Origin of the sequence: Rhodococcus aetherivorans (assembly GCF_025722975.1) — a bacterium.
Lineage (GTDB): Bacteria > Actinomycetota > Actinomycetes > Mycobacteriales > Mycobacteriaceae > Rhodococcus > Rhodococcus aetherivorans.
The window spans coordinates 411,298-437,288 of record NZ_CP106982.1; the positions used below are offsets into that span (position 1 = coordinate 411,298).

26 protein-coding genes are annotated in these 25,991 nt (G+C 68.8%); 9 read left to right on the top strand and 17 right to left on the bottom strand.

What is annotated here, in order from left to right; all coding sequences use genetic code 11:
- Window positions 1-4: 4 nt before the first annotated feature.
- From OCS65_RS01885 to OCS65_RS01905, 5 genes are all read left to right on the top strand, one after another.
- Window positions 5-1,153 (top strand): acyl-CoA dehydrogenase family protein, encoded by a 1,149-nt coding sequence (locus tag OCS65_RS01885; RefSeq protein WP_168580429.1) that lies wholly within the window; start codon window positions 5-7, stop codon window positions 1,151-1,153.
- A gap of 60 nt (window positions 1,154-1,213) precedes the next feature.
- Window positions 1,214-1,978, top strand: a complete 765-nt coding sequence (locus tag OCS65_RS01890) for an SDR family NAD(P)-dependent oxidoreductase (protein WP_168580428.1) — start codon at window positions 1,214-1,216, stop codon at window positions 1,976-1,978.
- Window positions 1,975-2,754, top strand: coding sequence for a crotonase/enoyl-CoA hydratase family protein (locus OCS65_RS01895; protein ID WP_168580427.1), 780 nt, complete (start codon window positions 1,975-1,977; stop codon window positions 2,752-2,754). Before OCS65_RS01890 ends, OCS65_RS01895 begins: the two co-directional genes overlap by 4 nt.
- A gap of 30 nt (window positions 2,755-2,784) precedes the next feature.
- Window positions 2,785-3,945, top strand: a complete 1,161-nt coding sequence (locus OCS65_RS01900) for a thiolase family protein (protein ID WP_168580426.1) — start codon at window positions 2,785-2,787, stop codon at window positions 3,943-3,945.
- 273 nt (window positions 3,946-4,218) lie between these two features.
- The gene (locus OCS65_RS01905; protein WP_168580425.1) at window positions 4,219-4,365 is read left to right on the top strand and encodes a hypothetical protein; all 147 of its coding nucleotides are present in this window, start codon (window positions 4,219-4,221) and stop codon (window positions 4,363-4,365) included.
- A 160-nt stretch (window positions 4,366-4,525) separates the two neighbouring features.
- Here OCS65_RS01905 and OCS65_RS01910 read toward each other — a convergent pair whose 3' ends face one another.
- The 4 genes from OCS65_RS01910 to OCS65_RS01925 all read right to left on the bottom strand — a co-directional run bounded on the left by OCS65_RS01910 (window position 4,526) and on the right by OCS65_RS01925 (window position 11,873).
- Entirely contained in the window at window positions 4,526-7,840 is a 3,315-nt protein-coding gene (locus OCS65_RS01910) for a protein kinase domain-containing protein (RefSeq protein ID WP_168580424.1), read from the bottom strand.
- Between the two features lie 552 nt (window positions 7,841-8,392).
- Window positions 8,393-9,418: a VOC family protein gene (locus OCS65_RS01915; protein ID WP_263508585.1), complete on the bottom strand. Its 1,026-nt coding sequence runs from the start codon at window positions 9,416-9,418 to the stop codon at window positions 8,393-8,395.
- A complete protein-coding gene (locus OCS65_RS01920; RefSeq protein WP_263508587.1) occupies window positions 9,415-10,278 on the bottom strand; it encodes an alpha/beta fold hydrolase in 864 nt (287 codons plus the stop codon). Before OCS65_RS01920 ends, OCS65_RS01915 begins: the two co-directional genes overlap by 4 nt.
- On the bottom strand, window positions 10,275-11,873 hold the full coding sequence (locus OCS65_RS01925; protein WP_263508589.1) for a bifunctional 3-(3-hydroxy-phenyl)propionate/3-hydroxycinnamic acid hydroxylase: 1,599 nt from the start codon (window positions 11,871-11,873) through the stop codon (window positions 10,275-10,277). Before OCS65_RS01925 ends, OCS65_RS01920 begins: the two co-directional genes overlap by 4 nt.
- 149 nt (window positions 11,874-12,022) lie before the next feature.
- Here OCS65_RS01925 and OCS65_RS01930 point away from each other — a divergent pair, with 149 nt between their 5' ends.
- Window positions 12,023-12,649 carry a TetR/AcrR family transcriptional regulator gene (locus OCS65_RS01930; protein ID WP_029546733.1) on the top strand — a complete coding sequence of 209 codons (627 nt, stop codon included), beginning with the start codon at window positions 12,023-12,025 and terminating at the stop codon, window positions 12,647-12,649.
- A 72-nt stretch (window positions 12,650-12,721) separates the two neighbouring features.
- Here the strand turns inward: OCS65_RS01930 and OCS65_RS01935 are convergent, their stop codons facing one another.
- The 6 genes from OCS65_RS01935 to OCS65_RS01960 form a co-directional block, all read right to left on the bottom strand.
- Window positions 12,722-13,465, bottom strand: a complete 744-nt coding sequence (locus OCS65_RS01935) for an amino acid ABC transporter ATP-binding protein (RefSeq protein ID WP_065923277.1) — start codon at window positions 13,463-13,465, stop codon at window positions 12,722-12,724.
- A gap of 3 nt (window positions 13,466-13,468) precedes the next feature.
- Complete coding sequence (locus OCS65_RS01940; protein ID WP_263508591.1) at window positions 13,469-15,271, bottom strand: ABC transporter substrate-binding protein/permease; 1,803 nt, start codon at window positions 15,269-15,271, stop codon at window positions 13,469-13,471.
- Window positions 15,272-15,321: 50 nt separating this feature from the next.
- Entirely contained in the window at window positions 15,322-16,263 is a 942-nt protein-coding gene (locus OCS65_RS01945) for a winged helix-turn-helix transcriptional regulator (RefSeq protein ID WP_263508593.1), read from the bottom strand.
- A 10-nt stretch (window positions 16,264-16,273) separates the two neighbouring features.
- Entirely contained in the window at window positions 16,274-17,791 is a 1,518-nt protein-coding gene (locus tag OCS65_RS01950) for a carotenoid oxygenase family protein (RefSeq protein WP_006932208.1), read from the bottom strand.
- A gap of 10 nt (window positions 17,792-17,801) precedes the next feature.
- Window positions 17,802-19,028, bottom strand: a complete 1,227-nt coding sequence (locus OCS65_RS01955; RefSeq protein ID WP_043800967.1) for an acetyl-CoA acetyltransferase — start codon at window positions 19,026-19,028, stop codon at window positions 17,802-17,804.
- A 138-nt stretch (window positions 19,029-19,166) separates the two neighbouring features.
- Window positions 19,167-19,961, bottom strand: coding sequence for an LLM class F420-dependent oxidoreductase (locus tag OCS65_RS01960; protein WP_029546728.1), 795 nt, complete (start codon window positions 19,959-19,961; stop codon window positions 19,167-19,169).
- A gap of 92 nt (window positions 19,962-20,053) precedes the next feature.
- Between OCS65_RS01960 and OCS65_RS01965 the strand changes: the two genes are divergently transcribed.
- Window positions 20,054-20,557, top strand: coding sequence for a nitroreductase family deazaflavin-dependent oxidoreductase (locus tag OCS65_RS01965; RefSeq protein ID WP_168580419.1), 504 nt, complete (start codon window positions 20,054-20,056; stop codon window positions 20,555-20,557).
- On the opposite strand, the gene OCS65_RS01970 is transcribed toward OCS65_RS01965, so the two are convergent.
- Window positions 20,538-21,176 carry a TetR/AcrR family transcriptional regulator gene (locus OCS65_RS01970; protein ID WP_006932215.1) on the bottom strand — a complete coding sequence of 213 codons (639 nt, stop codon included), beginning with the start codon at window positions 21,174-21,176 and terminating at the stop codon, window positions 20,538-20,540. The two genes, OCS65_RS01965 and OCS65_RS01970, sit on opposite strands and share 20 nt — an antisense overlap.
- A 203-nt stretch (window positions 21,177-21,379) precedes the next feature.
- On the opposite strand from OCS65_RS01970, the gene OCS65_RS01975 reads away from it, so the two are divergent.
- Together OCS65_RS01975 and OCS65_RS01980 are read left to right on the top strand one after the other, a co-directional pair.
- A complete protein-coding gene (locus tag OCS65_RS01975; protein ID WP_029546726.1) occupies window positions 21,380-22,552 on the top strand; it encodes an acyl-CoA dehydrogenase family protein in 1,173 nt (390 codons plus the stop codon).
- 9 nt (window positions 22,553-22,561) lie between these two features.
- Window positions 22,562-23,698, top strand: a complete 1,137-nt coding sequence (locus OCS65_RS01980) for an acyl-CoA dehydrogenase family protein (protein WP_185713323.1) — start codon at window positions 22,562-22,564, stop codon at window positions 23,696-23,698.
- Window positions 23,699-23,709: 11 nt separating this feature from the next.
- On the opposite strand, the gene OCS65_RS01985 is transcribed toward OCS65_RS01980, so the two are convergent.
- From OCS65_RS01985 to OCS65_RS02010, 6 genes are read right to left on the bottom strand one after another with little or no spacing between them, the layout of a single operon-like run.
- Window positions 23,710-24,003 carry a gas vesicle protein K gene (locus OCS65_RS01985; protein ID WP_072636705.1) on the bottom strand — a complete coding sequence of 98 codons (294 nt, stop codon included), beginning with the start codon at window positions 24,001-24,003 and terminating at the stop codon, window positions 23,710-23,712.
- Window positions 23,996-24,229 (bottom strand): gas vesicle protein, encoded by a 234-nt coding sequence (locus tag OCS65_RS01990; protein WP_043800949.1) that lies wholly within the window; start codon window positions 24,227-24,229, stop codon window positions 23,996-23,998. The genes OCS65_RS01985 and OCS65_RS01990 overlap by 8 nt, the downstream gene beginning before the upstream one ends.
- A complete protein-coding gene (locus OCS65_RS01995) occupies window positions 24,226-25,014 on the bottom strand; it encodes a GvpL/GvpF family gas vesicle protein (RefSeq protein WP_263508599.1) in 789 nt (262 codons plus the stop codon). The genes OCS65_RS01990 and OCS65_RS01995 overlap by 4 nt, the downstream gene beginning before the upstream one ends.
- Window positions 25,007-25,396 carry a gas vesicle protein GvpJ gene (gene gvpJ, locus OCS65_RS02000; RefSeq protein WP_043800943.1) on the bottom strand — a complete coding sequence of 130 codons (390 nt, stop codon included), beginning with the start codon at window positions 25,394-25,396 and terminating at the stop codon, window positions 25,007-25,009. Before gvpJ ends, OCS65_RS01995 begins: the two co-directional genes overlap by 8 nt.
- The gene (locus OCS65_RS02005) at window positions 25,393-25,728 is read right to left on the bottom strand and encodes a gas vesicle protein GvpO (protein ID WP_006932231.1); all 336 of its coding nucleotides are present in this window, start codon (window positions 25,726-25,728) and stop codon (window positions 25,393-25,395) included. Before OCS65_RS02005 ends, gvpJ begins: the two co-directional genes overlap by 4 nt.
- The gene (locus OCS65_RS02010) at window positions 25,725-25,988 is read right to left on the bottom strand and encodes a gas vesicle protein GvpG (RefSeq protein WP_006932239.1); all 264 of its coding nucleotides are present in this window, start codon (window positions 25,986-25,988) and stop codon (window positions 25,725-25,727) included. The genes OCS65_RS02005 and OCS65_RS02010 overlap by 4 nt, the downstream gene beginning before the upstream one ends.
- Window positions 25,989-25,991 lie beyond the last annotated feature (3 nt).

The following is a 25,991-nucleotide window of genomic DNA, read 5'->3' on the forward strand; positions in this document are numbered from 1 at the left end:
CACCATGCAACGCAACATCTTCACCGAAGACCACGACGCCTTCCGCGACACGGTCCGCCAATTCATCGCCAAGGAAATCACTCCGAACCTGCCCGACTGGGAGGCTCAGGGCTGCATCCCCCGCGACTTCTACAAGAAGACCGCAGAGATCGGTATCAACGGTCTGCAGGTTCCCGAACAGTACGGCGGCGGCGGCATCGACAGCTTCCTGTTCAACACCGTCGTCTACGAGGAGATCGGCTACGCCGCCGCCTCGCTCGGCGGATTCCAGGTGCACCTGAACACGGTGCTGCCGTACTTCCTCGAGTACGCCAACGAGGAACAGCGCGACCGTTGGTTCCCGGGCTTCGCCGACGGCAACCTGGTCAGCGCAATCGCCATGACCGAACCCGGCATCGGCTCGGACCTCGCGGGCGTCGCCACCACCGCCGTCCGGGACGGCGACGACTACATCCTCAACGGCAACAAGACCTTCATCACCGGCGGAATCAACGCCGAACTGGTGATCGTGGTGGCACGCACTTCCAAGGATCCGGAGAACCGCCGCAAAGGACTGTCGTTGCTCGTCGTCGAGGGGGACATGCCCGGATTCATCCGGGGCCGCAACCTGCACAAGATCGGCATGAAGTCGTCCGACACCGCCGAGTTGACGTTCGACAACGTCCGCGTACCGGCCAGGAACCTCCTCGGCGAGGAGGGCGCCGCATTCGCGATGCTGGCACACAACCTGCCGCAGGAGCGACTGTCGATCGCAATCACCGGTCTCGCCACCGCCACCGCGGCAGTCAACCTCGCCCTCGAATACGCCCGGGAACGCCAGGTGTTCGGCACGCCGCTGGCCAACTTCCAGAACACCAAGTTCGTACTCGCCGAATGCGCGACCGACCTGCAGGCGGGGCAATCGATGGTCGACCAGGCGCTCATCGCCCTCGACAACGGCACACTCACCCCGGCGGACGCAGCGAAGGTGAAGCTGTTCTGCACCGAGCTGCAGGCCCGGGTAATCGACAAGTGCCTGCAGCTGCACGGCGGCTACGGCTACATGACCGAGTACCCCATCGCCCGGCTGTACGCCGACGCCCGGGTCACCCGGATCTTCGGCGGCACCAGCGAAGTCATGAAGAGTGTCATCTCGAAATCGATGGGGCTCTGAGCCTCTCAACGCACCCGCTCCGGTCGCCACGCGTCCGGACCGCATCGAAGGATCATCGAAGTGCAGATCAAGGACATCAACGCCGTCGTCACCGGCGGCGCATCCGGACTCGGACTGGCGACCGCCACCCGTCTGGTCGAGTCCGGCGCCACCGTCACCCTGCTCGACCTTCCCGGCTCACCGGGCGCCGAGCAGGCCGCAGCGCTGGGCCCGGCCGCGCAGTTCGTGCCGACGGACGTCACCGACTCGGACGCCGTCGCCGCCGCATTCGCCGCGGCCGCCGAGCATGGCCCGGTACGTGCGGTCGTGCACTGCGCCGGCCGCGGCAAACCGATGCGCATCCTCACCAAAGAGGGCAAGGCCGCCGACCTCGAGCCGTTCGAGTCGGTCATCCGCCTCAACGTCATCGGTACCTTCAACGTGCTTCGCTACGCGGCCGAATCGATGGCCGCCAACGAGCCCCTCGACGGCGACCGCGGTGTGTGCGTTCTGACCGCGTCCGTCGCCGCCTACGAGGGCCAGATCGGGCAGATCAACTATGCGACCTCCAAGGCTGGGGTGGTGGGGATGACCCTGCCTGCGGCCCGCGACCTCGCCAGTGTCGGAGTCCGGGTGTGCACGATCGCGCCCGGCGTGTTCGCCACCCCGCTTCTGCTGAACGCCCGCAGCGATATTCGCGAGGCCCTGGCGGCCTCGGTCCCGCACCCGCAGCGCCTCGGTGAGCCGTCCGAGTTCGCCTCGCTGGCCGCGCACATCATCGAGAACGGCATGCTCAACGGCGAGACGATCCGCCTCGACGGCGCAATCCGGATGGCGCCCCGATGACCGGCGAGACTCCCGAGCACGTGGTACTGACCGAACGGCGAGGTCGGGTCCTGGTGATCACGCTCAACCGTCCGAAAGCCCGCAACGCCGTGGATCGGGAGATGGCGAGTGCGCTCGCATCGGCGATGGACCGGCTCGACAACGACCCGGATCTGAGTGTCGGCGTACTCACCGGCGCCGGCGGATACTTCTGTGCCGGAATGGATCTCAAGGCTTTCCTGCGGGGCGAGAGCCCCCGCATCGAGGGTCGCGGGTTCGCCGGGCTGGTCGAGGCGCCTCCTGCCAAGCCGCTGATCGCCGCCGTCGACGGTCCGGCGCTCGCCGGCGGATTCGAGATCGTTCTCGCAGCCGATCTCGTGGTCGCCGCACCGACCGCCACGTTCGGTCTGCCCGAGGTGCGTCGCGGTCTGGTCGCTGCCGCCGGTGGCCTGACCCGGCTGCCGGTGCGGCTGCCGCGCGCGGTGGCACTGGAGATGATTCTCACCGGGGCATCCATGACGGCCGCTCAGCTGCACCCGCTCGGCCTGGTGAATCGACTGGCTCCCGAGTCCGAGGTGCTGACGGAGGCGCTCGCCCTCGCGGAGGAGATCGCCGCCAACGGCCCGCTCGCGGTGCAGGCCAGCAAGAAGGTGGTCGTCGAGTCGCCCGGCTGGCCGCCCGTCGAGGCCTTCGAGCGAACCAGGCGCATCGTGATGCCGGTGTTCGGCTCGAACGACGCGCGTGAGGGTGCGGCCGCCTTCACCGAACGGCGCACCCCGGTCTGGACCGCGTCGTGACTACCGACAACGAGAGAAGAGGAACACCCCATGCGTGATGCAGTCATCGTCGAAGCCGTCCGGAGCCCCATCGGGCGTCGCAAGGGCGCGCTGGCGGACGTCCACCCAGTCGATCTGTCCGCGACCGTCCTGACCGCGCTGCTCGATCGCACCGGGATCGATGCCGGGTCCGTGGACGACGTCGTGTGGGGGTGTGTCGGCCAAGTCGGCGAACAAGCCGGCAACATCGCACGCAACGCCGTCCTCGCCGCGGGCTGGCCGGAGTCGGTGCCCGGCACCACCATCGAGCGGCAGTGCGGATCCAGCCAGCAGGCACTGCATTTCGCCGCCGCGGGTATCATTTCCGGCCAGTACGACATCGCTGTTGCGGGTGGCGTCGAATCGATGACCCGGATCCCGATGGGATCGGCGCGGCGCGTCGGCCTCGGTGACCCGAACAGCGACGCGATCCGGCGGCGATACGAGGGTGTCGAATTCAACCAGATTCGAGGTGCCGAGACTCTCGCCGGCCGGTACGAGTTGAGCCGCACCTGGCTCGACGAGTACAGCCTGCGCTCACACCAGCGGGCGGCCCGTGCGGTCGACGACGGTCGCTTCGCCGGTGAGATCGTGCCGGTGACTCTGCCGGACGGCACGAAGCTCGAATTCGACGAAGGAGTTCGCCGGGCCACGACCCTCGAGAAGCTCGGTCAGCTGGATCCGGTCCTCGGCGAGGACGGGCGGGTCACCGCGGGCAACGCGTCTCAGATCTCCGACGGCGCAGCCGCGCTGCTGATGATGTCCGGAGAACGCGCCCGGCAGCTGGGACTCACACCACTGGCGCGGGTGCACACGGCGACGGTGGTCGGCGACGACCCCGTCACCATGCTGGCCGGGCCGATCCCCGCGACGGCGCGGGTACTCGACCGGGCAGGCCTGACCCTCGAGGACATCGGCGCCTTCGAGGTCAACGAGGCGTTCGCCAGCGTCGTCGGTGCATGGCTCCGAGCGACCGGAGCCCCGGAGAATCGTGTGAATGCGCTGGGCGGGGCGATCGCGGTCGGCCATCCGCTCGGCGGCTCGGGAGCGCGCCTGGCCACAACTCTCGTCCACCACATGCGCGCCGAGGGTATCCGGTACGGGCTGCAGACGATGTGCGAGGGTGGCGGTATGGCCAACGCCACCATCTTCGAGAACCTCGTTGATCGCTGACCCGACACCCCGAATAAGCCTCCGCGGTGAATCCCGTTCCCAGGTGGGGATTGTCAGGGGTCGGGACGCGCCGTCCATGTACCGGCCGTGCCGTTCCAACCGCAGACGAGCCACTTGTCGGCATCCGCCACTTTCGCGGCTTCGGCCGCGGACTTGCATCCGGACCTGTCGTTCTTCACGTACACCGCTCAGTTCTTCCGTCGCTGGACCTGCGGCGCCGCGTGCGTCACCTGAGCCGCGACCAACCCCGCTTCTAGAGCCAGGAGCTCTGAGATGAATATCATTATCGACAAACTCTTCACTGTACCGATGTCATGGTTGCTGGCCGTGCCGATCGTGCTGCTCGACCGCCTGTTGGCCCCTGATCTGGCCGAACTGCCGGACTGGGACGACACGTGCCGAGTCGAAGCAAGATGCTGACCGGGGTACATCAGCCCAAAGTGCCCCTCCAGCCTCCAATCCGCCGAAGACCAGCCGACTGCCGTCTTATCCCTCCCGAGAGCGTCTGATGCAACCGCACCAGCGACCTATCGGAGCCTCGGGAGGCGCCGTTGGGCCGTGCACGGTATGCGAGACACGTTTATCTCTCATCAGCCCCGCGATCGGCGGCCTGTCCGGCGGTCCAGGCCGCAATCTGTGTGCGGGAGGAAATACCGAGTTTTGTGAGGACGTGCTCGACGTGGCTCTGTACGGTGCGCGGGGAGATCACGAGTCGGGCGGCGATCGCTCTGTTGGTCAGGCCCTGTGCGACCAGGTCTACGACCTGGCGTTCGCGTTTGGTGAGTACCGTCGCGGGACCGACGTGTGGTGATGCAGTCGATGCCTGTTCATCGAGGGCATAGGCGGCACCGGCGGCGAAACCCAGCGCTTCGCCCTCGCGGGATGCGGCCGCGAACGCCCGCGGTCCGAGTGAGCGGCGCGTGATGCGCTCGCATTCCTCGTGAGATTCGGTCAAGTCCGGGATTTGAACGATGGAGGTGCCCACCCTCCGTCGTAGTACCTCGGCAGCTGCCATCAGGACAGCGGCGCGGTGGAATCGGTTCTCGTGGGACGAGATCCAGGCGAGGATTTCCAGGCACCAGGTGGCCCCGAAGGGATCGTCGACCAAGCGGGCCAGTTCGAGTCCCTTTCGCAACAGCATCACGGCGCGATCACGGTCGCCCTCTCGCCACCTCACTAGCCCCAGAGTCAAGGCCGAGCGGCCGCAGGACACCGATTCACCGTGTGATTCGGCAATTCGGATCGCCTCTTCGAGACAGCCAGCAGCGTCTTCGGCGTGCCCAAGAATCTCGTGGGCCAATCCCAGTGCGTGCAGAGTCGTGATGTACGCAAGGAGGCTGCGTGCGCCGCGCAGTACATCGAGGGCCGCGGTGAAAGAGCCCACGGCGCGCTCCGGATGGCCGCTGTGCAGGGCGTGAACACCGGCGGCGTGCTGCATGAGCGCACGATCGAGTGCACTTCCATGGGCCTCGGCCAGGACACGGCCTTCCTCGGTCAGCGCGGCTGCCCGCTCCAGGTCTTCGTGACGGCTGGCAAGGATGCTGGCCGAATACAGCACCTTGACCCGAAGGGCGGTGTCCTGTTCATCCCGCAGCGTCAGCGCTCGGTCGAGCCAACGGCGTCCCTCGCGGAGCAGGCCCCGGGAGAGCCAGAACGGAAACAAGGCGGTGACGATCTCGAGCCCCGCCTGGGCCGAAGCGTCGTCGGCCTCGGGCAGGCTGAATTCCATCGCTTCGCGCAGGTTGGATTGTTCTCGCTCGAGCCGGGAGAGCCATCCGAGCTGGAGAGGGCTGATCCATCCGGACTCTGCGTCCAAGGCCAGCTGCCGGTACCAGCTGCGGTGACGTCGGCGGAGGTTTACGAGCGCGCCCGCCTGCTCGAGCTTGTCCCTGCCATAGTCGCGTAACGTTTCGAGCATCCGGAAACGCACCATCGCCCCCGAGTCCCCACGAATGAGGATCGACTTGTCCACCAGCGACGCGACGAGATCGGCGAGATCGGCGGGTTCGGCGTCGTACATGCACACCTGCTCGGCAGCATCGAGTTCGAAGCTGCCGGCGAAGACCGACAGCCGGGCCCAGAGCTGCTGTTCTGCAGGGGAGCACAGTTCATAGCTCCAGTCGATACTCCACCGCAAGGTCTGCTGACGGGTCGGCGCGCTGCGGCTGCCGCGGGTCAGCAGCGCGTACCGGTTGGTCAACCGCTGCAGGATTTGGTCCGGCGACATCGTGCGCAGCCGCGCCGCCGCCAATTCGATAGCCAAGGGCAGACCATCCAGCCGGGCGCAGATTCGAGCGACAGTGCCCGCGTTGTCCGCGGTGACCTCGAAGCCGGGCACCGCGGCGGCGGCCCGCTCGGCGAACAACGTCACTGCGTCGTAGCTGGGCAGCCCCTTCAGCGACGGTTGCCGGTCTGTTTCCGGAACAGTCAGCGGTTGCACGCGGAGGACGGCTTCCCCGGGAACATCGAGGATTTCGCGACTCGTCGCGAGAATCCGCAGGCCAGGGCAGGTGCGCAGCAGTGTCTCAATGAGGTCCGCCGCCGCGTCCACAACCTGCTCACAGTTGTCGAGCACCAGCAGCATCTGCCGAGCTGCCAGGAACTCCACGAGGGTCTGCAGAGGTTTCGGGGAGCGGTTCCGTATCCCCAACCCGGCCGCGACGACCTCGCCCACCAACGAGCCGTCGCGCAGGTCGCCCAACTCAACCAGCCGGGCTCCGTCGGCGAAGCCGCGCCGGGTGTTGGTCGCGACTCGCAACGCCAGTCGGGTTTTTCCGACACCGCCGATCCCGGTCAAGGTGACCAGTCGTGACCTCGACAGTAGTCTCTTGGCCTCCGTGAGCTCTGTTCGCCGGCCGATGAAGCTCGTCAACTCCAGGGGAAGACCGCCATCGACAACCGTTCCCGGTTGCAAAGGAGACGGGAGTCGCTGGGCGGGTGACCGCCCTGCCGACAGAGGCACAGGGTCGCCTGTGTCCCGCTCTGCGTCGAGGACAAGGCGTAGCGCCATCTCGTCGACGGGGACACCGCGGTGGAGTTGGACTTCCTGCAGTGCCTCGCCCAGCGCCGCCGCCGTGGGTCGCTCGCCCGCATCCCGGGACATCGCGCGTTCCACCACCGCGGCGACGTCGGCTTCGATACCGGATTCGCGGAGGCTCGGCGCTGGTTGGGTGGTGATCCGTAGGAATTGGGCCACCACCTGTTCACCGCTACGGCGCTCGAATGCCGCATGCCCGGTCAGCGCCGCGAACAGTGTTGCCCCGAGCCCATATACGTCGGAGGAAGGAGTCGGCGGGTCACCACCGAGCACCTCCGGGGCGGTGAACGCGGGAGATCCGGCAATCGTGCCGGTCGCGGTTTCGAAACCACCGGTGATGTGCGCGATACCGAAGTCGGTCAGCGACGGTTCGCCGTAGTCGGTGAGCAGGATATTGCCGGGTTTGACGTCGCGGTGCACTATGCCTAATCGGTGCGCCGTTTCGAGGGCACCGGCCATCTTCACTCCCAACCGCAGCGTCTCCGGCACCGAGAGCGGGCCGTGCCTGCGAATCCGCGCGTCGAGCGAGTTCTGCGAATGGTAGGGCATTACCAGGAAGGGACGTCCGCTGTCGGTGACGCCGACCGCGAGCACACTCACGACGTTCGGGTGCCCGGTCAGTCGGCCCATTGCCTGCTGCTCTCGGAGGAATCGGGCCTGGTTCTCCTCGTCGAGGTCGTCGGTGAGCACCTTCACTGCCACCGTGCGATCCAGAGCGGACTGGGTGCAGCGATAGACCACACCGAAGCCTCCGCGTCCGATCTCCTGGGCGTCATCGAACCCGGCCGCGCGCAGCTCGTTCACCGTCGCGGAGACGGTATCGCGCTGGGTTCGGAGCGGCTCGTCGTCGATCGCCAACGTGCTATCCGTCCCTGTACCGCCCGGGAATCCCTGGTGCCATCCGCCTACCTCTCGACGACGCCCTTTCAGGGTATCTCCATATCGCAGCTATCCGAACCATGGACAGAGACAGGCTCGGGCCCATCTGCCGTGACGGCCGCCATCAGCTGCCGAGGAGGGTTCGTTCGCGGAGCGGGTCGAAGCCGGCACGTCCGTACGTCTTACGTGTGAACACTTGATGCGGTTCCCGTGCCCTGCGACGGCACCGGGACTGTAGGCAGGGGTCAGGCCGTGACTCTGACCCCGTCGTGGCGGTATCGAGGCCGCGAACGGAGCGCACGCGGGGCCGACCGGCCCGAGGTGCACTCGGTAGTCCGTCGGCGCAGTCGGCGCGGTAGAACCGCCGAAGCGCATCCCCCGCCGCCAAGGCCGCCTACCAAACCACTCAGCGACCAACTCGACGAATTCGCCGCAAGCCAACCCCGCAAGCGCAGGGCACTCATCCACAAAGCCGTCGACGAATACCTCCACAGGTGCACCCATAGTCGCCGGTCCTACCGGCACCGCCGTTCAACGGATTCGTATCGAGCAGTCGTCGGCGATTCCGGTTCCGCTGAGCGCGGGGACGGTCTGCTCGGGGCGGCGCAGCGACAGTGCGGCCGTCTTGAACTGGGCCAGCTTGTCGACGACGGTCTGCCCCTCGGGGGTGTGGCCCCAGATGCTGATGCCGCGGTGCGTGGTCGGCTCCCAGGTGGATTCGTCGACCACGATGGGGTTCCAGCCGACCTCCCACTCGAACCCGGACGGAGTGCGAGCGTAGTAGGACAGCTCGCGATCGTTTGTATGCTGGCCGACGCCGAGGGCCATGTCGAAGCCGAGTTCCTTGACACGCTGGTAGGACCGGGTCATGTCGTCGAGCTCGGTGACCTGGATGTTCAGGTGCTGGATCCGGGTGCGGACCGGGTCGACGGGAAGACCGCGGACCGCGGCGATCGCCACCGAGTGGTGGCGTTCGTTGACGCGCAGGAAGCGGATCTTGAGTTTGGCACCGCTGATGGTTTCGTCGATGTAGTCGGACAGCCGGGCGTCGAAGACGGTGCCGTAGTAGCCGTGCAGCGTGTGCGGCCGGGTCGAGGTGATCGCGACGTGTCCCATTCCCGATGCGCCGGTGACGAATCCGGCGTTGCTCATCGCCAGCGGCGTGGTGGTGGTGCGGGCACGGGTGAAGATCTCCTGGTCGATGTCCTTCGGCCCGGGGAAACGCAGCAGGCGTTCGACGCCGCGCAGGGCCGCCTCCTCGTCGGTGCCTTCGGTGACCGGGACGCCGCGGTCGCGCACCCGGGCGACGATCCGGTCGAACGATCCGTGATCGTCGATCTCCCAGCCCAGGGCGGTGACGTCCTCCGCGTCGCCGCGTTGCAGCAGGAACCGGCATTCATGGTCGTCGAGCCGAAATCGCATGGCCTGGGCGGAAAGCCGGTCGGCATGCAGGCCGATCGCGTCGCGGCCGAAGCGGTGCCAGTCGGCGAACTTGTTCGTCTCGATGACGACGTAACCGAGGTGGACGGAGCCGAACAGCGAGTCCGCGGTGGTCATCGGGTGCTCCCGGTGAGGAAGGCCGTGGTGACGGCGTTGAAGAAGTCGGCGCGTTCCCACTGCACCCAGTGGCCGGTGTTCGCGGCGAGCAGCAGGTCGCAGTTAGGCATGGTGTGTGCCAGCATGCGGCCACCACTCGGACGATTGACCTTGTCGTCGGCGCCCCAGATCACCAGCGTGGGGGTGGCGAGCCGGCGCAGTCGCCGGTCGCGGGTGAAGTCCATGCCCCACAGCGTGCGCAGGGCGCCGGGCCCGGAGGGACGGCGCAGCGGCGGATCGGCCACCACGGCCGGATCGATGCTCGACCGGTAGCGTTCGTCGATCACCTCGTCGGGTACGGTGGCCCCGTCGAAGACCAGGTACTTGCGAATGAAGCTTTCGAGCTTGCCGCGTGAGGGACCGTCGCCGGTGTAGTACGACAGCAGCGATTGCAGGCCGGGAGTGGGCAGCCCGCGCGTGGTGCCGATGCCACCGGGGCCCATGAGCACCATCTTCTCGACCCGTTCCGGGGTGTCGAGAGCCAGGCGGAGGGCGCAGGCACCGCCGTAGGAGTTGCCGACCAGGTGGGCGCGGCCGAGGTTCAGGGCGTCGAGCAGTCCGCGGATGTTGTCGGCGAGGTAGCCGAACGGATCGGACCGGTCGACGCCCTTGCTCGAGCGTCCGTAACCGGGCAGGTCCGGCACGATCACCCGGAAATTCCGGGCGAGCTCGTCGATGTTGCGGGAATAGTTGGACACCCCGGAGGCGCCGGGCCCGCCGCCGTGCAGCAGTAGTACCGCCGGCCCTTCTCCGGTTTCGGCGAAGAAGATGTCCTTGCCGGCGACGGTCACGGTGCGTTCGGTCAGCGCTGTGCGGGTCATGCGAGGGTCTCCGTTTCCTCGGAAAGGCGAATGGATGAGGCGGCTTTCATTCCCGGCGGGGGCGGCGCCAGGTTGGTGTCGGGTCCGGCGGCGGCGTAGACGACCCCGTCCGGCCGCAGGGCCAGGACGGTGGCACCCTTGGCGCGCATCCACCGGATCAGGGTGCCGTTCGTGTCGACGACGGTGTCGGCGGCCGGGGCGGCGCCGGGACCGGCCAGGCGGACGGTCGGTACGCCGGCGGTGCGCCAGCCGGGCCACGAGTCCGGCGAGCCGACATGCAGGATCGTCCATCGCCCACCGAGCACGTCGTCGAGGCGTTCGAGGCTGCCCTTCTCGTCCAGCACCCACGGCTGCGGTACGAGCCATCCCACCGCCGCCGACGCGACCGCCTTCGGGCCGGCCAGCAGGCCTCGGGGGTAGAAGGCGTCCGGGATCCACCGATTGTCCCGTAGCCATTCGGGAATCCCCGGTACCCGCATGGCAATCCGGAAGAACCGATCACGCACGGCCGCGAGTACAGGGTGCCGCTGGGTGATGAGCCGGCCCACCTTGACCGCGCGGTCGGTCACCTCCCGCACATGAGGTAGGCGTTCCAGTTGATAGCTGTCGAGGATCGATTCGGGCAGGGTGCCGTCGAGCACTGCGGCGAGCTTCCAGCACAGGTTTGCCACGTCGCGCACCCCGGCGGACATGCCCTGGCCGATCCACGGCGGCATCGCGTGGGCGGCGTCGCCGGCGAGGAAGACCCGGCCGACGCGCCAGCGGTCGGCGAAGCGCACGTGGTGGCTGTAGACGACTGCGCGGAGAATCCTCACCTGCGTGTCGGTGATGCCCTGGTTGTTGAGTACGCGCCAGATCGCTGCGTCGGTGACCAGTTCGTCCTCGTCCTCGTCGTCGCGGACCGGGAATTCCCACCGGTGGTGTCCGAGCGGTGTCGGGCAGTCCACGGTCGGACGGTCGGGGTTGCAGTGGAACCGGAGCCGATCGTGGCCCGGCCACTCCTGCAGCACCTTCGTATCGATGACCACCCACCGTTCGGCGTAGGTCCGGCCCTCGTAGCCGATCCCGAGCTGAGCACGGGTGGGGCTCGCGCCACCGTCGGCGGCGATCACGTAGGACGCACGCACGCGTTCGAAGGCGTCGTTCCGTAGGTCGGCCAGCATCAGCTCGACCCCGGTCGCGTCCTGGAGGACCCGCAGGCACTCGTGCTCGAGCAGGACATCCACGTTGGGGAATCGTTCGACGCCGCCGCGCAGCACTTTCTCGAGTGCGGGCTGGTAGATGAACTGCTGAGGCGGGTGACCGGATCCGTGGGACACCGGTGCGATCTCCGTGAACGGTGCGCCGTTCGCGTCGACGAAGGTAGCGGCGTTGCCGGCGAGCATGTCCTCCTGCAGGCGGTCCGCCAGGCCGACCTGCTGCCAGATTCGCAGCACCTCCTCGTCGGTGGAGATTGCCCTCGCCCTGCCGTAGATATCCGGATTGCGCTCGATCACAAGCACTTTCAATCCGATCTGGCCGAGGATGTTCGCGGCGGTCACGCCGGTGGGGCCGTAGCCGATGACGGCGACGTCGTAGTGCGGGATGTCGGTCACGTCGAGACCTCTCGTCGAGCGGGGAAGGGTGTCGATCGGCGGGGTGGAATCCGGCCGCCGAAGATCAGGGATTGTTCCTGTAGTGGTCACTACAGTAAGCTGGCGTGCAGTGTGAGTCAATACACACCGTCGCAACCTGAGGAGCGCTCGTGGACGAGCAGAAGAGGACCCGGCAGCGCCGCGCGAACGGCGAGGAGTCCCGTCGCCGGATTCTGGACGCCGCCGTGGAGGTCGCCGCCGAGCGCGGCTACGAGGGCACCAGCATTGCGCTGGTGAGCAAGAAGTGCGGTCTGCCCGCGAGCTCGATCTACTGGCATTTCAAGGACAAGGACGAGCTGATCGCCGCGGTGATCGAGCGCAGTTTCGACACCTGGCTGTCCGGGTGGACCGTACCGGACGGCGACAACCCACGCGAGCGCATCGTGGCCCTGGCGATGCAGGTCGCGAAGACGCTGTTGGATTCACCGGACTTCCTGCGGCTGGGGCTGATGCTCACCCTCGAGCGGCGCCCGGTCGAACCGAGCGCCCGCACAATGTTCTTGCAGGTGCGTGAACAAGCACGCCTCCGCCTCGTCGACGCAATCCGCGACCTCGCGCCCGGCCTGTCGGACGGCTCGGTCGCCCTGCTGACCACGTACGCGATGGCCGGCGCCGACGGGCTGTTCATCGCCAAGGAGATCGGCGGCGACAGCGTCGATCTCGTCGCCCTGTTCGAACTACACGCCCATTCGCTCTACGACGCCGCGCAGCGGTTGAGCACTTCCGAAGGAGGCTGACCTCGCGCACCGCGCCGGTGCGTCCTTTGGGCGGCTGGGGCAACCCGAAGGACGCACCGGCCGCGGAGCGGCCTACAGCACCTGCGACAGGAACTGCTGCAGTCGTTCGGTCTTCGGGGCGTCGAACAGTTCGTCGGGGGGACCGGTTTCCACGACCGCGCCGTGGTCCATGAACACCACCGTGTCCGACGCCGAGCGGGCGAAGCCCATCTCGTGGGTGACGACCACCATCGTCATGCCGCCGGACGCGAGATCGGCCATCAGGGCGAGGACCCCCTTGACCAGTTCCGGGTCGAGCGCCGAGGTGGCCTCGTCGAAGAACATCACCTGCGGGGCCATCGCGAGCGCGCGGGCGATCGCGACGCGCTGCTGCTGCCCGCCGGACAGGTTGCCGGGACGGGAGTCGGCCTTGTGCTTCAGGCCGACGAGATCGAGTTGTTCGAGGGCGAGCGCGCGGGCCTGCTCCTTCGACAGCCCCTTGAGCTTGCGGGGGCCGAGCGCGATGTTCTCGGCCACCGTCTTGTGCGGGAAGAGGTTGAAGTGCTGGAACACCATCCCGATCCGCTGCCGCAGCTCGTCGGGGTTGTCCTTCAGCACCGAGCGGTCGTCGAGGAGGATGTCGCCGGCGTCGGGTTCGTGCAGCCGGTTGAGCACGCGCAGCAGGGTCGACTTGCCCGAGCCGGACGGGCCGATGACGGTGACGGTCTTGCCGGCGTCGACGTGGATGTCGACGCCGCGCAGCACCTTGTTGGTGCCGAAGGCCAGGTGCAGTCCGGTCCCGGTGAGGGACACGCTGTCCCGGATGGTGGTCGGCATCGGTCAGCCCCTCTCCACGACGAGTTCCTGCTCGAGCGGGTCGAGGGTGGCCTCGGGCCGGCCGGTGCGCAGGCGGTGGTCGATGTAGTTCACGAGATGAGTCAACGGCACGGTGAGGATGAGGTAGAACAGGCCCGCCGCGACGAGCGGCGAGAGGTTGCCGGTCTGCGCGTTCAGGTCGCGGCCGACGGCGAACAGTTCGCGCTGGGTGGCCAGCAGACCGAGGAAGTAGATGAGCGACGAGTCCTTGATGAGCGAGATGAACTGGTTCATCAGCGCGGGCAGCACGCGCCGCACGCCCTGCGGGATCACCACCAGTGTCAGCGCCCGGCGGTAGCTGAAGCCCAGGGCCCGGGCCGCCTCCATCTGCCCCGGTTCGACCGACTGGATGCCGGAGCGGAAGATCTCCCCGATGTATGCGGCCGCGAGCAGCGCCAGCGCCGCCGCGCCCAGCCAGTACGGGTTGTTGCCCGTGGCGCCCTGCACCACCGGGCCGAGGCCGAGGCCGACGAGCAGGATGATCACCACCGCGGGCAGGCCGCGGAAGATGTCGGTGTAGACGCGGGCGGGCCAGCGCAGCCAGCGGGTGCGCGATATCCCCGCCATGGCGAGCAGCATGCCGAGGACCGTGCCGGCGAGCCCGGAGGTCAGCGCCAGGATCAGGGTGTTCGGCAGACCGGTCTTCAGCAGATCCGGGAAGGCGTGCCGGTACAGCTCCCACGAGAAGAACGTCTCGCGCAGCTGTTCGAGCGTGGACTTCGGGGCCGTGGCCGCCGGCTCCTCGCCGCTGGCGGTGTTTTCGGCGGCCAGCGCCGCGAAGTCCGGCAGGTCGGGTTCCGGCGCGGCCTTGCTGCCGGGCTTCCAGCCCTCGGGCAGTTCCCGGGGGACCCATTCGGTGTAGAGCTCGGCCCAGGTGCCGTCGGCGATCACGGCGTCGAGCCCGGAGTTGAGCGCGTCGATCAGCGCCTGGTTCTCCCGGGACACGGCCCAGCCGACGTAGTTGTTGAGGCTGAACGTGTTCTGCACGATCGACGTCGGATCACCCGGCGCGATCGCGCCCTCGGCCTGCTGCGACGGCGCCACCCACGCGTCGATCTGGCCGGTCTTCAGGTTCGCGTACGCGGTGTTGTAGTCCGGGAACTTCACCGGATCGAGACCGAGGGTGTTGACGACGTAGTCGTCCTGGACGGTTCCCTGCACGACCCCGATGCGGGTGGACGCGTTCAGGTCCCCGAAGCCGCGGATGGGACTGCCGTTCTGCACGACCAGCGAGAAGTAGCCGAAGTCGTAGCCGTTGGTGAAGCCGACCAGCCGGCGACGTTCGTCCGTGGTGGTGATCGACGACGAGCCGACGTCGAAGCGCCGGCCGGCCACCTGGGCGAGCAGGCCCGCGAACTCGGTGCCGACGAACTCCACGCGGAGACCGAGTTTCTCGGCGACGGCCTTCAGCAGTTCGTTGTCGTAGCCGGTGAACTCGCCCTGGGAGTTCACGCAGATGCTCGGTGGCGCGTCGGAGAGCGTGCCTACGGTGAGCACACCGGGGGTGATGAGATTCAGCCCGGAAACGTCGATCGACTCGAGCGGCACCACGCCCGGGGTGGTGTAGCGGTCCTCCGCGGCGGCGGCCGACGTGTCGAGATTGGTCGGTGCGGCGGAGGCCCCGCCGACCCCGGGCGGGGAACACAGGTCCTGGGGAGCCGACGGTCGACCACCGCCCGAGGAACAGGCCGTCGCAGTCAGCGCCAGGAGCACCGCCAGGAGCAGCGCCGCCACGGTGCTCCGTTTCGCCATCACGGATTCGGGCATGGTGGGAGCCTAATCCGAATCGCGCCGTCCGACGGGTGTGCCGGGGCGGGTCAGCCGCCGGTGGGTTCGATCGAGACCGTGGAGGCCCGCAGCCGCTCCCTGCAGTGACTGCACGTCAGTGCGGGTGCGAAGGTGTGGCCGCAGTGGCGGTGACGCAGGACGATCGCCGGTCCCTCCGGTGCGCGGAACCAGCGCAGCCCCCAGTCGATCATGCAGGCGACGACGGGGAAGAACGCCCGCCCCTTGTCGGTGAGGTGGTAGGTCACCCACGCCGGGCGGTCGGGATTGGGCAATTCCTGCAGGACGCCCAGCTCGGTGAAGCGCCGGAGCCGGTCGGCCACCACCGTCGGAGGTGCCCCCATGCGCTCGGCGAACTGCCCGTAGCGGGTGGCGCCGAGGAACGCCGCCCCGAGCAGCGCCGCCGACCACCGGTCGCCGAGCAGTTCCATCGTGTGCGGCAGGATCTCCGGCGCGCGAGCACGGCCGGACCGTCGGCGACCGGTCGCGGCCGGCACGCTGCGCGGCCACTGTCCGCTGGGGCCGAGCTGCGCGTCCACGTCGGGTGCGCCGGCGGGCCGGTCGCAGTGGCCGCAGACGAGCACCGGTGTGAACCGGGCGCCGCAGACCGCGTGTCGCCTGGCCGGGAGCTGTCCCCGGTGGTCGGGCGCCCACTGCTGTTCCCACGCCCACATGGTGAGCAGAACCGGCCACACGCCGTGGCCGCGGGCCGTCAACCGGTACTCGTGCCGAGCCGGCCGCTCCTGGTACTGCACCCGCTCGAGGAGTTCCGCGTCGGTGAGGCGGGCCAGGCGCGCGGTCAGCACCGCGTTGGAGATCTCCCCCCGCTCGATCCAGTCCCGGTAGCGGCGGTCGCCCTGCAACGCGTACCGCAGAATCCACAGGTTCCACTCGTCGCCGAGGATGCCGAGGGTGACCGCGATCGCGTTGTCACCGCCCGGCTCGAGTTCGGTGACCGTGCCGGAACCTGCCATCGACAGCTGATCATAGGTTCAGGACGTCGCCTGCCCGGTCCGCGTCCCGCCACCCCGGGAGGTCCGAACCCGCCGCCCAGGTCGAGTGGGTGCCGCTCGAGACCCGTTCGGGGAGTCCGATCCGCGCGAGCGGTCCGTCCCCCGGTTGCCGCGCGTCGAAGACCAGGCATTCGGACCGGTCCCGGTTCATGTCGGTGGTGATCGTGATCAGGTAGCCGTCGTCCTCGGCGGCCGACCCGGTGCGGGGCGCCATCACGGTCTCGCTGCCGAAGACGCCCTCGCCGAACGAGTAGTGCTCCTCCGCCCCCGTCTGCACGTCGTGTTTGACGAGGCCGTCGAAGAGGAACCAGCCCGGCACCCCCGTCGCGGCGTAGGTGTAGCGGTGGCGGACGCCGCCGTGATGCGGATTGATCATCCCGAATTCGGTGACGGACTCGGACAGCCGTTCCTCGGTGAGCGAGCCGGTGCGCAGGTTCAGCCGCCAGCGGTGCAGGTGGGTGCCCATGCGGTCGAGCGCCAGCGAACGGAACAGCCGCCGGTAGATCGGTCCGGTGCCGTCGTCCGGCGGTTCCGGTGTCTCCTGATGGAATCCCTCGAGCACGATCTCGTCGCCGTCTTCGTAGGCGTTGGTCCAGTGCAGCACGTAGGTCGGGTCGGCGTCGAACCAGGTGATCTGGTCGGGACGGCCGCGCCGGGGAATCACGCCGAGCCGCATCGGCAGGTCGGGGTGGTAGCGCGGCACGTACTTGCCGCGCGCGAGGGCCTCCGGGATCCAGAACAGGGGGCAGTCGTTGAGGATCGCGTAGTTCTCGGTGAACGCCATGTCGTGGGGCAGGCGGGGGCCGGGCAGGGGGATGTCGACGTAGTGCACCAGCCGATCGTCGGCGTCGACCACGCCGTAGTGCAGGTACGGGGCGTCGGTGCCGTAGTTGAAGAACAGCAGTTCGCCGGTGCGGACGTCGACCTTGGGATGCGCGGAAACGCCCCAGTCGGAGGGGAATCGGCCGTCCCACGTCGCCTTGCCGAGGGTCTCGAGCGTGGTCGGGTCGAGGCGGTAGAGGTCCCCGCACTGCCAGAAGCTGGTCAGGGCGACGCCGCGATGCACGGTGACGTCCGTACTGGAGGCATCCTTCATGCGGCCGCGGGCGCCCCAGCCGTCCTGGCGGATCGAGTTCTGCGGCCGTTCGGCGATGCCCGCCCACAACGGGCCACCGGCCTCCTGCTCGGCCAGGAAGCCGTCGGTCTTCACGAATCTGTTACGGTAGAAGGCTTTTCCGTCGCGAAATCCGACGACGTGAATCATGCCGTCACCGTCGAAGGGATGATAGAGACCTTCGAGTGCCGGGTGCGCCGGGTTCTCGGTGTTGCGCAGGTACACGCCGTCGAGGTCGGCCGGCAGGTCGCCGATCACCTCGAGGTCGTCGGCACGCCGCTCCGTGTGCTGCGGGCGCCACGGACCGGTGCGGTACGGGTGGTCGTCGTCCGCGGGCAGGGTGGACAGTGCCCGTCCCAGAATCTCGAGTTCCATGGATGTCCTTTCAGCCGACGACGAAACTGACCGTGGTGGTCGTACTTCCGCCGATGTTCAGGGTCGCGGCTCGCGTGGCGCCGGGGACCTGGTAGTCGCCGGCGCGGCCGGTGATCTGGCGGTGGCAGTCCAGCAGCATCCGGACTCCGGTGGCGCCGACCGGATGCCCGCCGCCGAGAAGGCCCCCGCTGGGGTTCATGGGGATGCGGCCGCCGATTTCGAGGTCGCCGTTCTCGATCGCCTGCCAGCTCCGGCCGGGGGCGGTGATCCCGAAGTGGTCGACGGCCAGGTATTCGCTGACGGTGAAGCAGTCGTGTGTTTCGATCAGGTCGAGGTCCCGGACGCCGCCGATGCCGCTCCGCTCGAACGCGTCGACGATCGTGGCGCGCACGTGGGGCATGACGAGGGGATCGTCGCCGTCGCGGGCGAGCTTGCCGGACAAGGACAGTCCGACCGTGCGGTGGCCCCAGCCGAGGATGCGGGACATGTCGTCGACGGTGCGTGGGTGCCGGCTCAGGTAGCGGTTGCTCAGCAGCACCACGCCCGCGGCGCCGTCCGTCAGCGGACTGCAGTCGGTCCTGCGGAGGCGTCCCTCGACCACCGGATTGGCGGCCTCGTCCGGGCCGAAACTGCCGGGTCCGTAGGTCCGGTTGCGGGTCTGCGCATTCGGATTGGCGCGGGCGTTGCGGATGTTCAGTTCCGCGATCGCCCTCAGGTGCTCGTCGTCGAGGCCGTAGCGGCGGTCGTATTCGTCGGCGATCTTGTCGAACATGTACGGCCACATGTACTTCGCGTCGGCGCCTTCCTGTCCCACCCAGGCCGCGGCGTTCATGACCCGGGTGCCGGCGTCGCCGGGGACGCACCGTTCGAGTTCGACGCCGAGCACGAGGGCGCAGTCGTAGCGCCCGGCCTCGAGATCGGCCATCGCGGCGAGCACGGCAAGGGAGCCGGACGCGCAGGCCCCCTCGTGCCGGGTGGCCGGGATCCCCCACAGCTCGGGCAGCACGGAGGCCGGCATGCCGCCGAGGTGTCCCTGGCCGGTGTAGAGCTGTCCGAAGGCATTGCCGACGTGGATCACCCCGACGTCGGCGACGTCGATGCGGGCGTCGCGCAGCGTTTCCGTCACCGTCTCCGCGACGAGGTCCGCGATGTTCCGGTCCTCCCGAGTCAGGTTCCGCGCGAAGTCGGACTGGTATCCACCGGCGATCCACACGCCTTCAGGGTTCACGCCGCTCACCGCCTTCCGCGGGGGTCGACCATACGTGGCTTCAACTACAGTAAACAGAGTGACCAGGCGGACGCAACGACGATGTGCGCGCGGGCAGCCGGGAACCGGACCGCCCGGTTGCCGCGTCCCGGCCCTGGAGCCGCCCGGTCAGGCCAGCCCGGACAGCGGCGGTGCGGAGTTCTCGTCCCGCCACCCGATCGCCTCGAGGAGGCCGCTCAGGTCGTAGTCGGGACCGCCGACACCGACGGTGAACAGGGTGACGCCCGCATCGACGAAGGCGGCCGCGTGCGCGGTTCCGGGCCACGGCACGGACCGCTCGACCTCGTTCGGTGAGCGGCCGGCGTCGGCGCAGCGCGCCGCGAGGATCTCCGCCTTCTCCGTGTGGGTGTCGAGGTCCCCGAAGCTGTGCCAGATGTCGGCGTACTGCGCCACCAGCGGGATGGTCTTGCGGGGTCCGCCGCCGCCGATGAGCAGCGGGATGTGCCGGGTCGGCGGGGGGTTGAGCTTCGCGAGCCGCGCGGTGATCCGGGGCAGGTATTCGCCGAGCAGTTTCAGCCGGGAACCCTTGGTGCCGAAGTCGTAGCCGTACTCGACGTAGTCCTTCTCGAACCAGCCCGCGCCGATGCCGAGGATGAGCCGGCCGCCGCTGATGTGGTCGACGGTGCGGGCCATGTCGGCGAGCAGATCGGGATTGCGGTAGCCGCCGCCGGTGACGAGCGCTCCGATCTCGACGCGCTCGGTCTGTTCGGCCCACGCGCCGAGCATCGTCCAGCATTCGAAGTGGGCGCCGTCCGGGTCCCCGGAGAGGGGATAGAAGTGGTCCCAGTTGAAGACGATGTCGGCGCCGGCGTCCTCGGCGCGGAGCACGGTGTCGCGGATCTTCCCGTAGTCGGGCTGATGCTGGGGCTGCAGTTGAAGACCGATGCGAATGGGACGGTGCATGAGTCAACGGTAGGGCCGTCGCGCCGGTCCCGCAGCCGATCCGTGTGGGCGTCCCGGTGGTGCAGCGGACGGATCGGGCGCACAGTGAAGGAATGCGCATCACCGAGCCCGCCGCACCACCGACCGGACTGCGCCGCCGATTCCTGCGCGCTCCGATCCACCTCTACCGGATCGGGCTGGGGCGGGTGCTGGGCCGCCGGTTCCTGCTGCTGCACCACGTCGGCCGGCGCAGCGGACTGCCGCGGCAGACGGTGCTCGAGGTGGTGAACCACGAGGACACGTCCGGTGGATTCGTCGTGGCCGTCGGCTTCGGGAAGCAGACCGATTGGTACCGCAACCTGCGGGCGCATCCCGCGGCGCGGATCGAGTCGGGCCGCGAACGAGTCGCGGTGGCCGCGGAGTTCCTCGATCCGGAGGAGGCGGCGGAGTTCATGGCGCGGTACGGGCGCCGGCACCCGAAGGTCGCGCCGCGGTTGTGCGCGGCCATGGGCTTCGACGTCGACGGCAGCGAGGCCGACTACCGGGCGGCGGGCCGGCATCTGCGGTTCGTGCGGTTGCGCCGTACCTACAGACCGGTCAGCGATCCGCGCCGGTGAGGCTCGCGAACCGCTGCGCCAGGCCCTGCAGGAACGACTCGAGCGCCAGCTCGAAGCCGTCGCGGTCGATCTCGTCCGCGTGCTCGCGCAGCCGGTGTGCCTGGGACAGATGGGGATAGCGCTCCCGGTAGATGGTGAGGTCGTCGAGGAAGCCGCCCGAGAACGAGGCGATGGCCGAGCCGACGACGATGTACTTGATCGACGCGCCGATCAGGGTCGCGGTCCGTGGCGGCCACCCGGCCCGGGTCAGGCCGCCGTGCACGGCGTTGGCCTGATCGAGCGCGACCTCGCGCCGGCCCGGGCTGCGCGCGAGGAACGGTACGAGGTTCGGGTGCTCGGCGAGAGCGGCGCGGTAGGACCTCGCCCAGACGCGCAGCGCCTCCTGCCAGTCGTCGGTGTCGAATCCGCTGATGTCGACGGACTCGCCGACCTGGTCGGCGATGTCGTCGAGCAGCTCGTCCTTGTTCGAGTAGTGGCTGTACAGCGACGGCGCGCTGACATGGAGCTCGGCGGCGATCTTGCGCATGGACAGTTCGTCGAGTCCGTGCGCGTCGACGAGGCGCAGGGCGGTCTCGCGGATGAGCGGGCGGCTGAGCAGCGGGGTACGGGGTCGTGCCATCGGCGCTCCTTCCTCGGCGTCGGTCCGGGGGTCGGTCCCGGGGTCGGCCTGGACAACCTAACAGTGTCAAGTTACAGTACGGGTGTACGCAGCACCAGGGCGAACGAGCCCCCATCCCTCCGCGAATCATGCAGCGTGAAAACGGGATCGGGCCGTGGTCCCATGCTGCGCTCGCACAGGCACAACCGTGACGGAAGGCCCCCATGAACCTGAAGCTCACCGACGAAGAGCTCGCGTTCCGCGACGAACTGCGCACGTTCTTCACCACCGAGTTCCCCGCCGAGATCCGAGAAAAAGTGGCTGCCGGCCGGCACCTGGACCGCGACGAGGTCGTCCGGAGCCAGCAGATCCTCAACGCCAAGGGTCTGGCGGTGCCGAACTGGCCCGTCGAGTGGGGCGGCAAGGACTGGACCCCCGTGCAGCGAAACATCTGGCTCAACGAGATGCAGCTCGCCTCGGTGCCCGATCCGCTGCCGTTCAACGCATCCATGATCGGTCCCGTGATCGCGCAGTTCGGCTCGCAGGAGATGAAGGAGCGCTTCCTGCCCGCCACCGCGAACCTCGACATCTGGTGGTGCCAGGGATTCTCGGAGCCCGAGGCCGGCTCCGACCTGGCCTCCCTGAAGACCCGCGCGGTGCGAGACGGCGACGACTACATCGTCAACGGCCAGAAGACGTGGACCACCCTTGCCCAGCACGCCGACTGGATCTTCTGCCTGGTGCGCACCGACCCGGATGCACCGAAGAAGCAGGCCGGCATCTCGATGCTGCTCATCGACATGACCACGCCCGGCGTGACCGTCCGCCCGATCAAGCTCGTCGACGGCAGCTACGAGGTCAACGAGGTTTTCTTCGAGAACGTGCGGGTCCCCGCCGAGAACCTGGTCGGCGAGGAGAACGCGGGCTGGAGCTACGCGAAGTTCCTGCTCGGCAACGAACGCACCGGCATCGCCCGCGTCGGCGCCACCAAGGTGCGGCTCGCCCGCGCCAAGCAGCTCGCCGCGCAGACCCGGACCGGATCCGGCACCCTGATCGACGACCCGCTGTTCGCCGCGCGCCTCGCCGAGCTCGAGAACGAACTGCTCACGCTCGAGCTCACGCAGCTGCGGGTGGTCGCCGGGTCCGCCGACGGCAAGCCCAATCCGGCGTCGTCGCTGCTGAAGCTGCGCGGCTCGGAGCTGCAGCAGGCGGTCACCGAACTGCTCACCGACATCGCCGGACCCGACTCGCTGCCCGTCGGCGCCGCGGGCATCGACTCGCCGGAGTGGGCGCAGCACACCGCCCCGACCTACCTGAACTACCGCAAGGTGTCCATCTACGGCGGGTCGAGCGAGGTGCAGCGCTCGATCATTGCCTCCTCCATCCTCGGATTGTGAGCCACTGTCATGAACTTCGAACTCGATACCGAACAGGACCTGCTCCGCAAGACCGTCCGTGACGTGCTCTCGGGCACCTACGACACCGAGACCCGTAACAAGGTCGCCGACACCGACCGCGGCTGGAGCGACGACGTGTGGCGCCAGCTCGCCGAACTCGGCGTGCTCGGCCTGCCGTTCGCCGAGGAGCACGGCGGAATGGGCGCCGGACCGGTGGAGGTCATGGCCGTCATGGGCGAGATCGGCCGAGCGCTGGCCCCCGAACCGCTGCTGAATGCGGTGTTCCTGCCGGGCGGCCTCGTCGCCGAGGTCGGCACCGACGAGCAGCGCGCGGACCTCCTGCCGCGGCTGTCCGAGGGCGCGCTGCTGCTCGCGTTCGCCCACGACGAGCCCGGCAGCCGGTGGCCCGCCACCGAGGTCGCCACGACCGCCGCCCGCACCGGCGACACCTGGGCCCTCACCGGCCGCAAGAACCCTGTGCTGCACGGGGATTGCGCCGAGACGTTCGTCGTGTCCGCCCGTCTTCCCCAGGGCGGTGTCGGGCTGTTCCTCGTCGACGCCGACGCGGCCGGCGTCACCCGCACCGCGTACGGCACCCACGACGAGCGCCGCGCCGCGCAACTCGTCCTCGACTCGGCCGCTGCCGTGCCGCTCGGCGAGGCCGTGGACGCCACGGCGGCGATCACCGCCGCCCAGGTACGGGCCCAGGCAGCCCTGTGCGCGGAGGCGGTCGGTGCGCTGGCCGAGACGCTGCGCCTGACGACCGATTACCTCAAGCAGCGCAAGCAGTTCGGCGCCCCCCTCGCCCGCTTCCAGGCCCTGACCCACCGCGCGGCCGACATGTACGTGCTGCTCGAGCTGGCGTCGAGCATGAGCCTGTACGCCACCATGGCCCTCGCCGACGGCATCGTCGACCCGACCATCGCGTCGCGGGCCAAGCTGCAGGTGGGCCGGTCGGCACGGAAGGTCGGGCAGGAGGCGATCCAGATGCACGGCGGTATCGGCATCACCGCCGAATACCCGGTCGGCCACTACGTGAGCCGGCTGACCGCGATCGAGCACACGCTCGGCACCGTGGAGGATCACGTGCGGATCCTCGCCGGGGCCGTCGCGGACCACGACCGCATCGAGGTCGCCGGCATGTGAGCGGCGCGGGCTCACTCCCGGGGCAGCAGCGTCCCCAGCGGTCCGAGGTCGATGTTGAGATCCTCGGGGGTGAGCCCGAAGTGGTCACGCAACTCCCCCATGCGTTCCTCGAGCAGCATGAGGGTGGTGCCGATGCGCTCGATCTGCTCGTCGCTCAGGTCCCCCTCGTCCACGCGCCGCAGCGCCTGCCGCTCCATCAGCTGCCGCAGCAGCTCCACGAGGGTGAGGACGAGCGTGACCAGCCCACGCTCGACCGACTCGGGATCCGAGTCGATACGCGGTGAAATGCCGTCGAATTCACTCATCCGGCGCCTCCAGGGCGTCGCGAGGGACGGGCGGTTCGATCCCGGTTGCCGACAGCGTGCTGATGGACGAGATCAGGGCACGCAGCGAGATCTGCACCATGTCGACGTCCGCGATGGAGAGCTTGATGTCGCCGGTGATGACGACCCCGCCGGCGAGCACCCGGTCCAGCAGGTCGATGAGGGCGATGCGGCGCTCGCCGTCGGCGCTCTCGCTGACGTGATTCATGGGGATGTCCGCTCCACACCGGCGAACGAATACGGCGGCCACGGCCCGGTCAGCTCGAGCCGGATCCCGGGAAACTCCTTGCCGAGTTCCTCGACCGTCGCCGCGAACTCGTTCGCGCGGTCGTCGTCCACCAGATAGGTTCCGTTGAGCACCATCCAGTCCCGCCGGCCGCTCAGCGCCGGATCCGTCGCGGCCTGACGCCGGCCCGCGGCGGCCTGTCGCACCAACCGGGAGTGGATCTCGTCGGCGCGGGCCGCGGCGTCGCGCTCGACGGACTCCTGCGCCGACAGCTGGGCGCGGCGGCGGAGCAGGTAGGCGGTGCCGGCGCCCTTGGCGCTGCCCGCGATCTGCGCCTCCGCCACCGCGTCGGCGAGGACCCGCCGGTCGCCGTACGCCTTGACCCCCCACTCCGTGCGGCCGGTCACCAGGGCCAGCGCCGACTCGAAGTCCGCACGCCGCTCGTCCAGCAGATCGCGCACGCGGGCGTCGTCGAGATAGACGGTGGCCAGGCGCAGCGGGATCACCGCACCCCGCCGCACGAGGGCGGACACCACGGCGTCGTGCGCCCGGGCCGTCGCCTCGAGCCACTGCAGGTCCTCGAGGTTGCGCCGCAACGGCTCCTCCCCGAACACCTCGAGCGGCACCGAACCCACGACGGCGGCGTGGCCCCCGGCGGTCACGGCGCGCACCGCCTCTCCCGCGACGCCGGTGAGCCCGCCGAGGTCCTCCTCGGCGAGCCCGTCGTCCGTCACGGCGTACAACCACACTCCGGTTCCGTCAGTCACGATCCTCCTCTTCCACCCGGGCGCTCTCGACGGCCTCGCGGCGGCCGTGCCCGGACTCGAGTTCGGCGATCCGCTCGCGCAGCCGCCGATTCTCGAGTTCGAGCTTGTCGTCCTCCCGATCGATCTCGCGGTTGCGGGCCTTGCTGCTGAGCCACGGATCCGACTCCCACCAGTCGATGCCCACGGCCTTCGCCGTCTCGAGGGAGGCGATCACCAACCGCAGTTTGATGGTGAGCAACTCGATGTCGAGCAGATTGACCTGGATGTCGCCGGCGATCACCAGGCCCTTGTCGAGGACCCGCTCGAGGATGTCGCCGAGGTTCGTCGACTGGTGACCGCCCCCGGACGGCTGCGGCGACGAGCTGCCCCCCATCACGGTCATCGCCGGGCCCTTTCGCCGATGTCGCTGCTGCCGCGGCCGTAGCGCTTGGTTCGGCGGTATGCCAGCAGGTTTCCGTCCAGGTCGATCTCCACCTCGTAGAGGGCCAGCATGTCCGCCGACGACGGGATGCGCCGATCCTCGAGCACCTCGATCTCCACGGTCCAGCCGTGATCGGCCGGCTCCACCGAGGTGGCCCCCTGGGGCTCCTTCGAGGTCAGCTCCACGAGGTGCTCGAGGGCGGCCGCGGCGGCCTCCCCTGCCGTCAGGGGCGGCGGCTGCTCGTCGTCGTCGTAGACGTCGTCGGAATCCTCGGGCGTCGCCCTGCCGCTCACAGGTTCTCACTCCCCCCGGCGGGTGCCGTACCGCCGCCAGGCCGGATCATGCGGTCGAGGACCGCCTGCTGCGCCTTCTCCTTCTCGTCCTCCGACAGTCGACCGGCCGCCGCCGCCTCGTCGATCTCCTCGAGTTCCCTCCGAATGGTCGCCGGGTCGTGGAGTGTCTGCTCGACCTGGTCCTGGATGACTTCGCCGAGCCAGAGCACGCCTTTGACCGGGGCGAGCGGCAACAAGAGGATGGACGAGATCAGTCCCATGTG

What these genes read in the sequence shown, in the direction of transcription:
- OCS65_RS01905 (WP_168580425.1), top strand. Translation starts at nt 4,219, where the DNA reads ATGAATATCATTATCGACAAACTCTTCACTGTACCGATGTCATGGTTG.
- OCS65_RS01915 (WP_263508585.1), bottom strand. Translation starts at nt 9,418, where the DNA reads ATGACCACCGCGGACTCGCTGTTCGGCTCCGTCCACCTCGGTTACGTC.
- OCS65_RS01920 (WP_263508587.1), bottom strand. Translation starts at nt 10,278, where the DNA reads ATGACCCGCACAGCGCTGACCGAACGCACCGTGACCGTCGCCGGCAAG.
- gvpJ (WP_043800943.1), bottom strand. Translation starts at nt 25,396, where the DNA reads ATGACCGTGATGGGGGGCAGCTCGTCGCCGCAGCCGTCCGGGGGCGGT.
- OCS65_RS01975 (WP_029546726.1), top strand. Translation starts at nt 21,380, where the DNA reads ATGAACCTGAAGCTCACCGACGAAGAGCTCGCGTTCCGCGACGAACTG.
- OCS65_RS01945 (WP_263508593.1), bottom strand. Translation starts at nt 16,263, where the DNA reads ATGGCAGGTTCCGGCACGGTCACCGAACTCGAGCCGGGCGGTGACAAC.
- OCS65_RS01965 (WP_168580419.1), top strand. Translation starts at nt 20,054, where the DNA reads ATGCGCATCACCGAGCCCGCCGCACCACCGACCGGACTGCGCCGCCGA.
- OCS65_RS01985 (WP_072636705.1), bottom strand. Translation starts at nt 24,003, where the DNA reads ATGAGTGAATTCGACGGCATTTCACCGCGTATCGACTCGGATCCCGAG.
- OCS65_RS01960 (WP_029546728.1), bottom strand. Translation starts at nt 19,961, where the DNA reads ATGCACCGTCCCATTCGCATCGGTCTTCAACTGCAGCCCCAGCATCAG.
- OCS65_RS01950 (WP_006932208.1), bottom strand. Translation starts at nt 17,791, where the DNA reads ATGGAACTCGAGATTCTGGGACGGGCACTGTCCACCCTGCCCGCGGAC.
- OCS65_RS01935 (WP_065923277.1), bottom strand. Translation starts at nt 13,465, where the DNA reads ATGCCGACCACCATCCGGGACAGCGTGTCCCTCACCGGGACCGGACTG.
- OCS65_RS01980 (WP_185713323.1), top strand. Translation starts at nt 22,562, where the DNA reads ATGAACTTCGAACTCGATACCGAACAGGACCTGCTCCGCAAGACCGTC.
- OCS65_RS01940 (WP_263508591.1), bottom strand. Translation starts at nt 15,271, where the DNA reads ATGCCCGAATCCGTGATGGCGAAACGGAGCACCGTGGCGGCGCTGCTC.
- OCS65_RS02010 (WP_006932239.1), bottom strand. Translation starts at nt 25,988, where the DNA reads ATGGGACTGATCTCGTCCATCCTCTTGTTGCCGCTCGCCCCGGTCAAA.
- OCS65_RS01990 (WP_043800949.1), bottom strand. Translation starts at nt 24,229, where the DNA reads ATGAATCACGTCAGCGAGAGCGCCGACGGCGAGCGCCGCATCGCCCTC.
- OCS65_RS01900 (WP_168580426.1), top strand. Translation starts at nt 2,785, where the DNA reads ATGCGTGATGCAGTCATCGTCGAAGCCGTCCGGAGCCCCATCGGGCGT.
- OCS65_RS01895 (WP_168580427.1), top strand. Translation starts at nt 1,975, where the DNA reads ATGACCGGCGAGACTCCCGAGCACGTGGTACTGACCGAACGGCGAGGT.
- OCS65_RS01885 (WP_168580429.1), top strand. Translation starts at nt 5, where the DNA reads ATGCAACGCAACATCTTCACCGAAGACCACGACGCCTTCCGCGACACG.
- OCS65_RS01970 (WP_006932215.1), bottom strand. Translation starts at nt 21,176, where the DNA reads ATGGCACGACCCCGTACCCCGCTGCTCAGCCGCCCGCTCATCCGCGAG.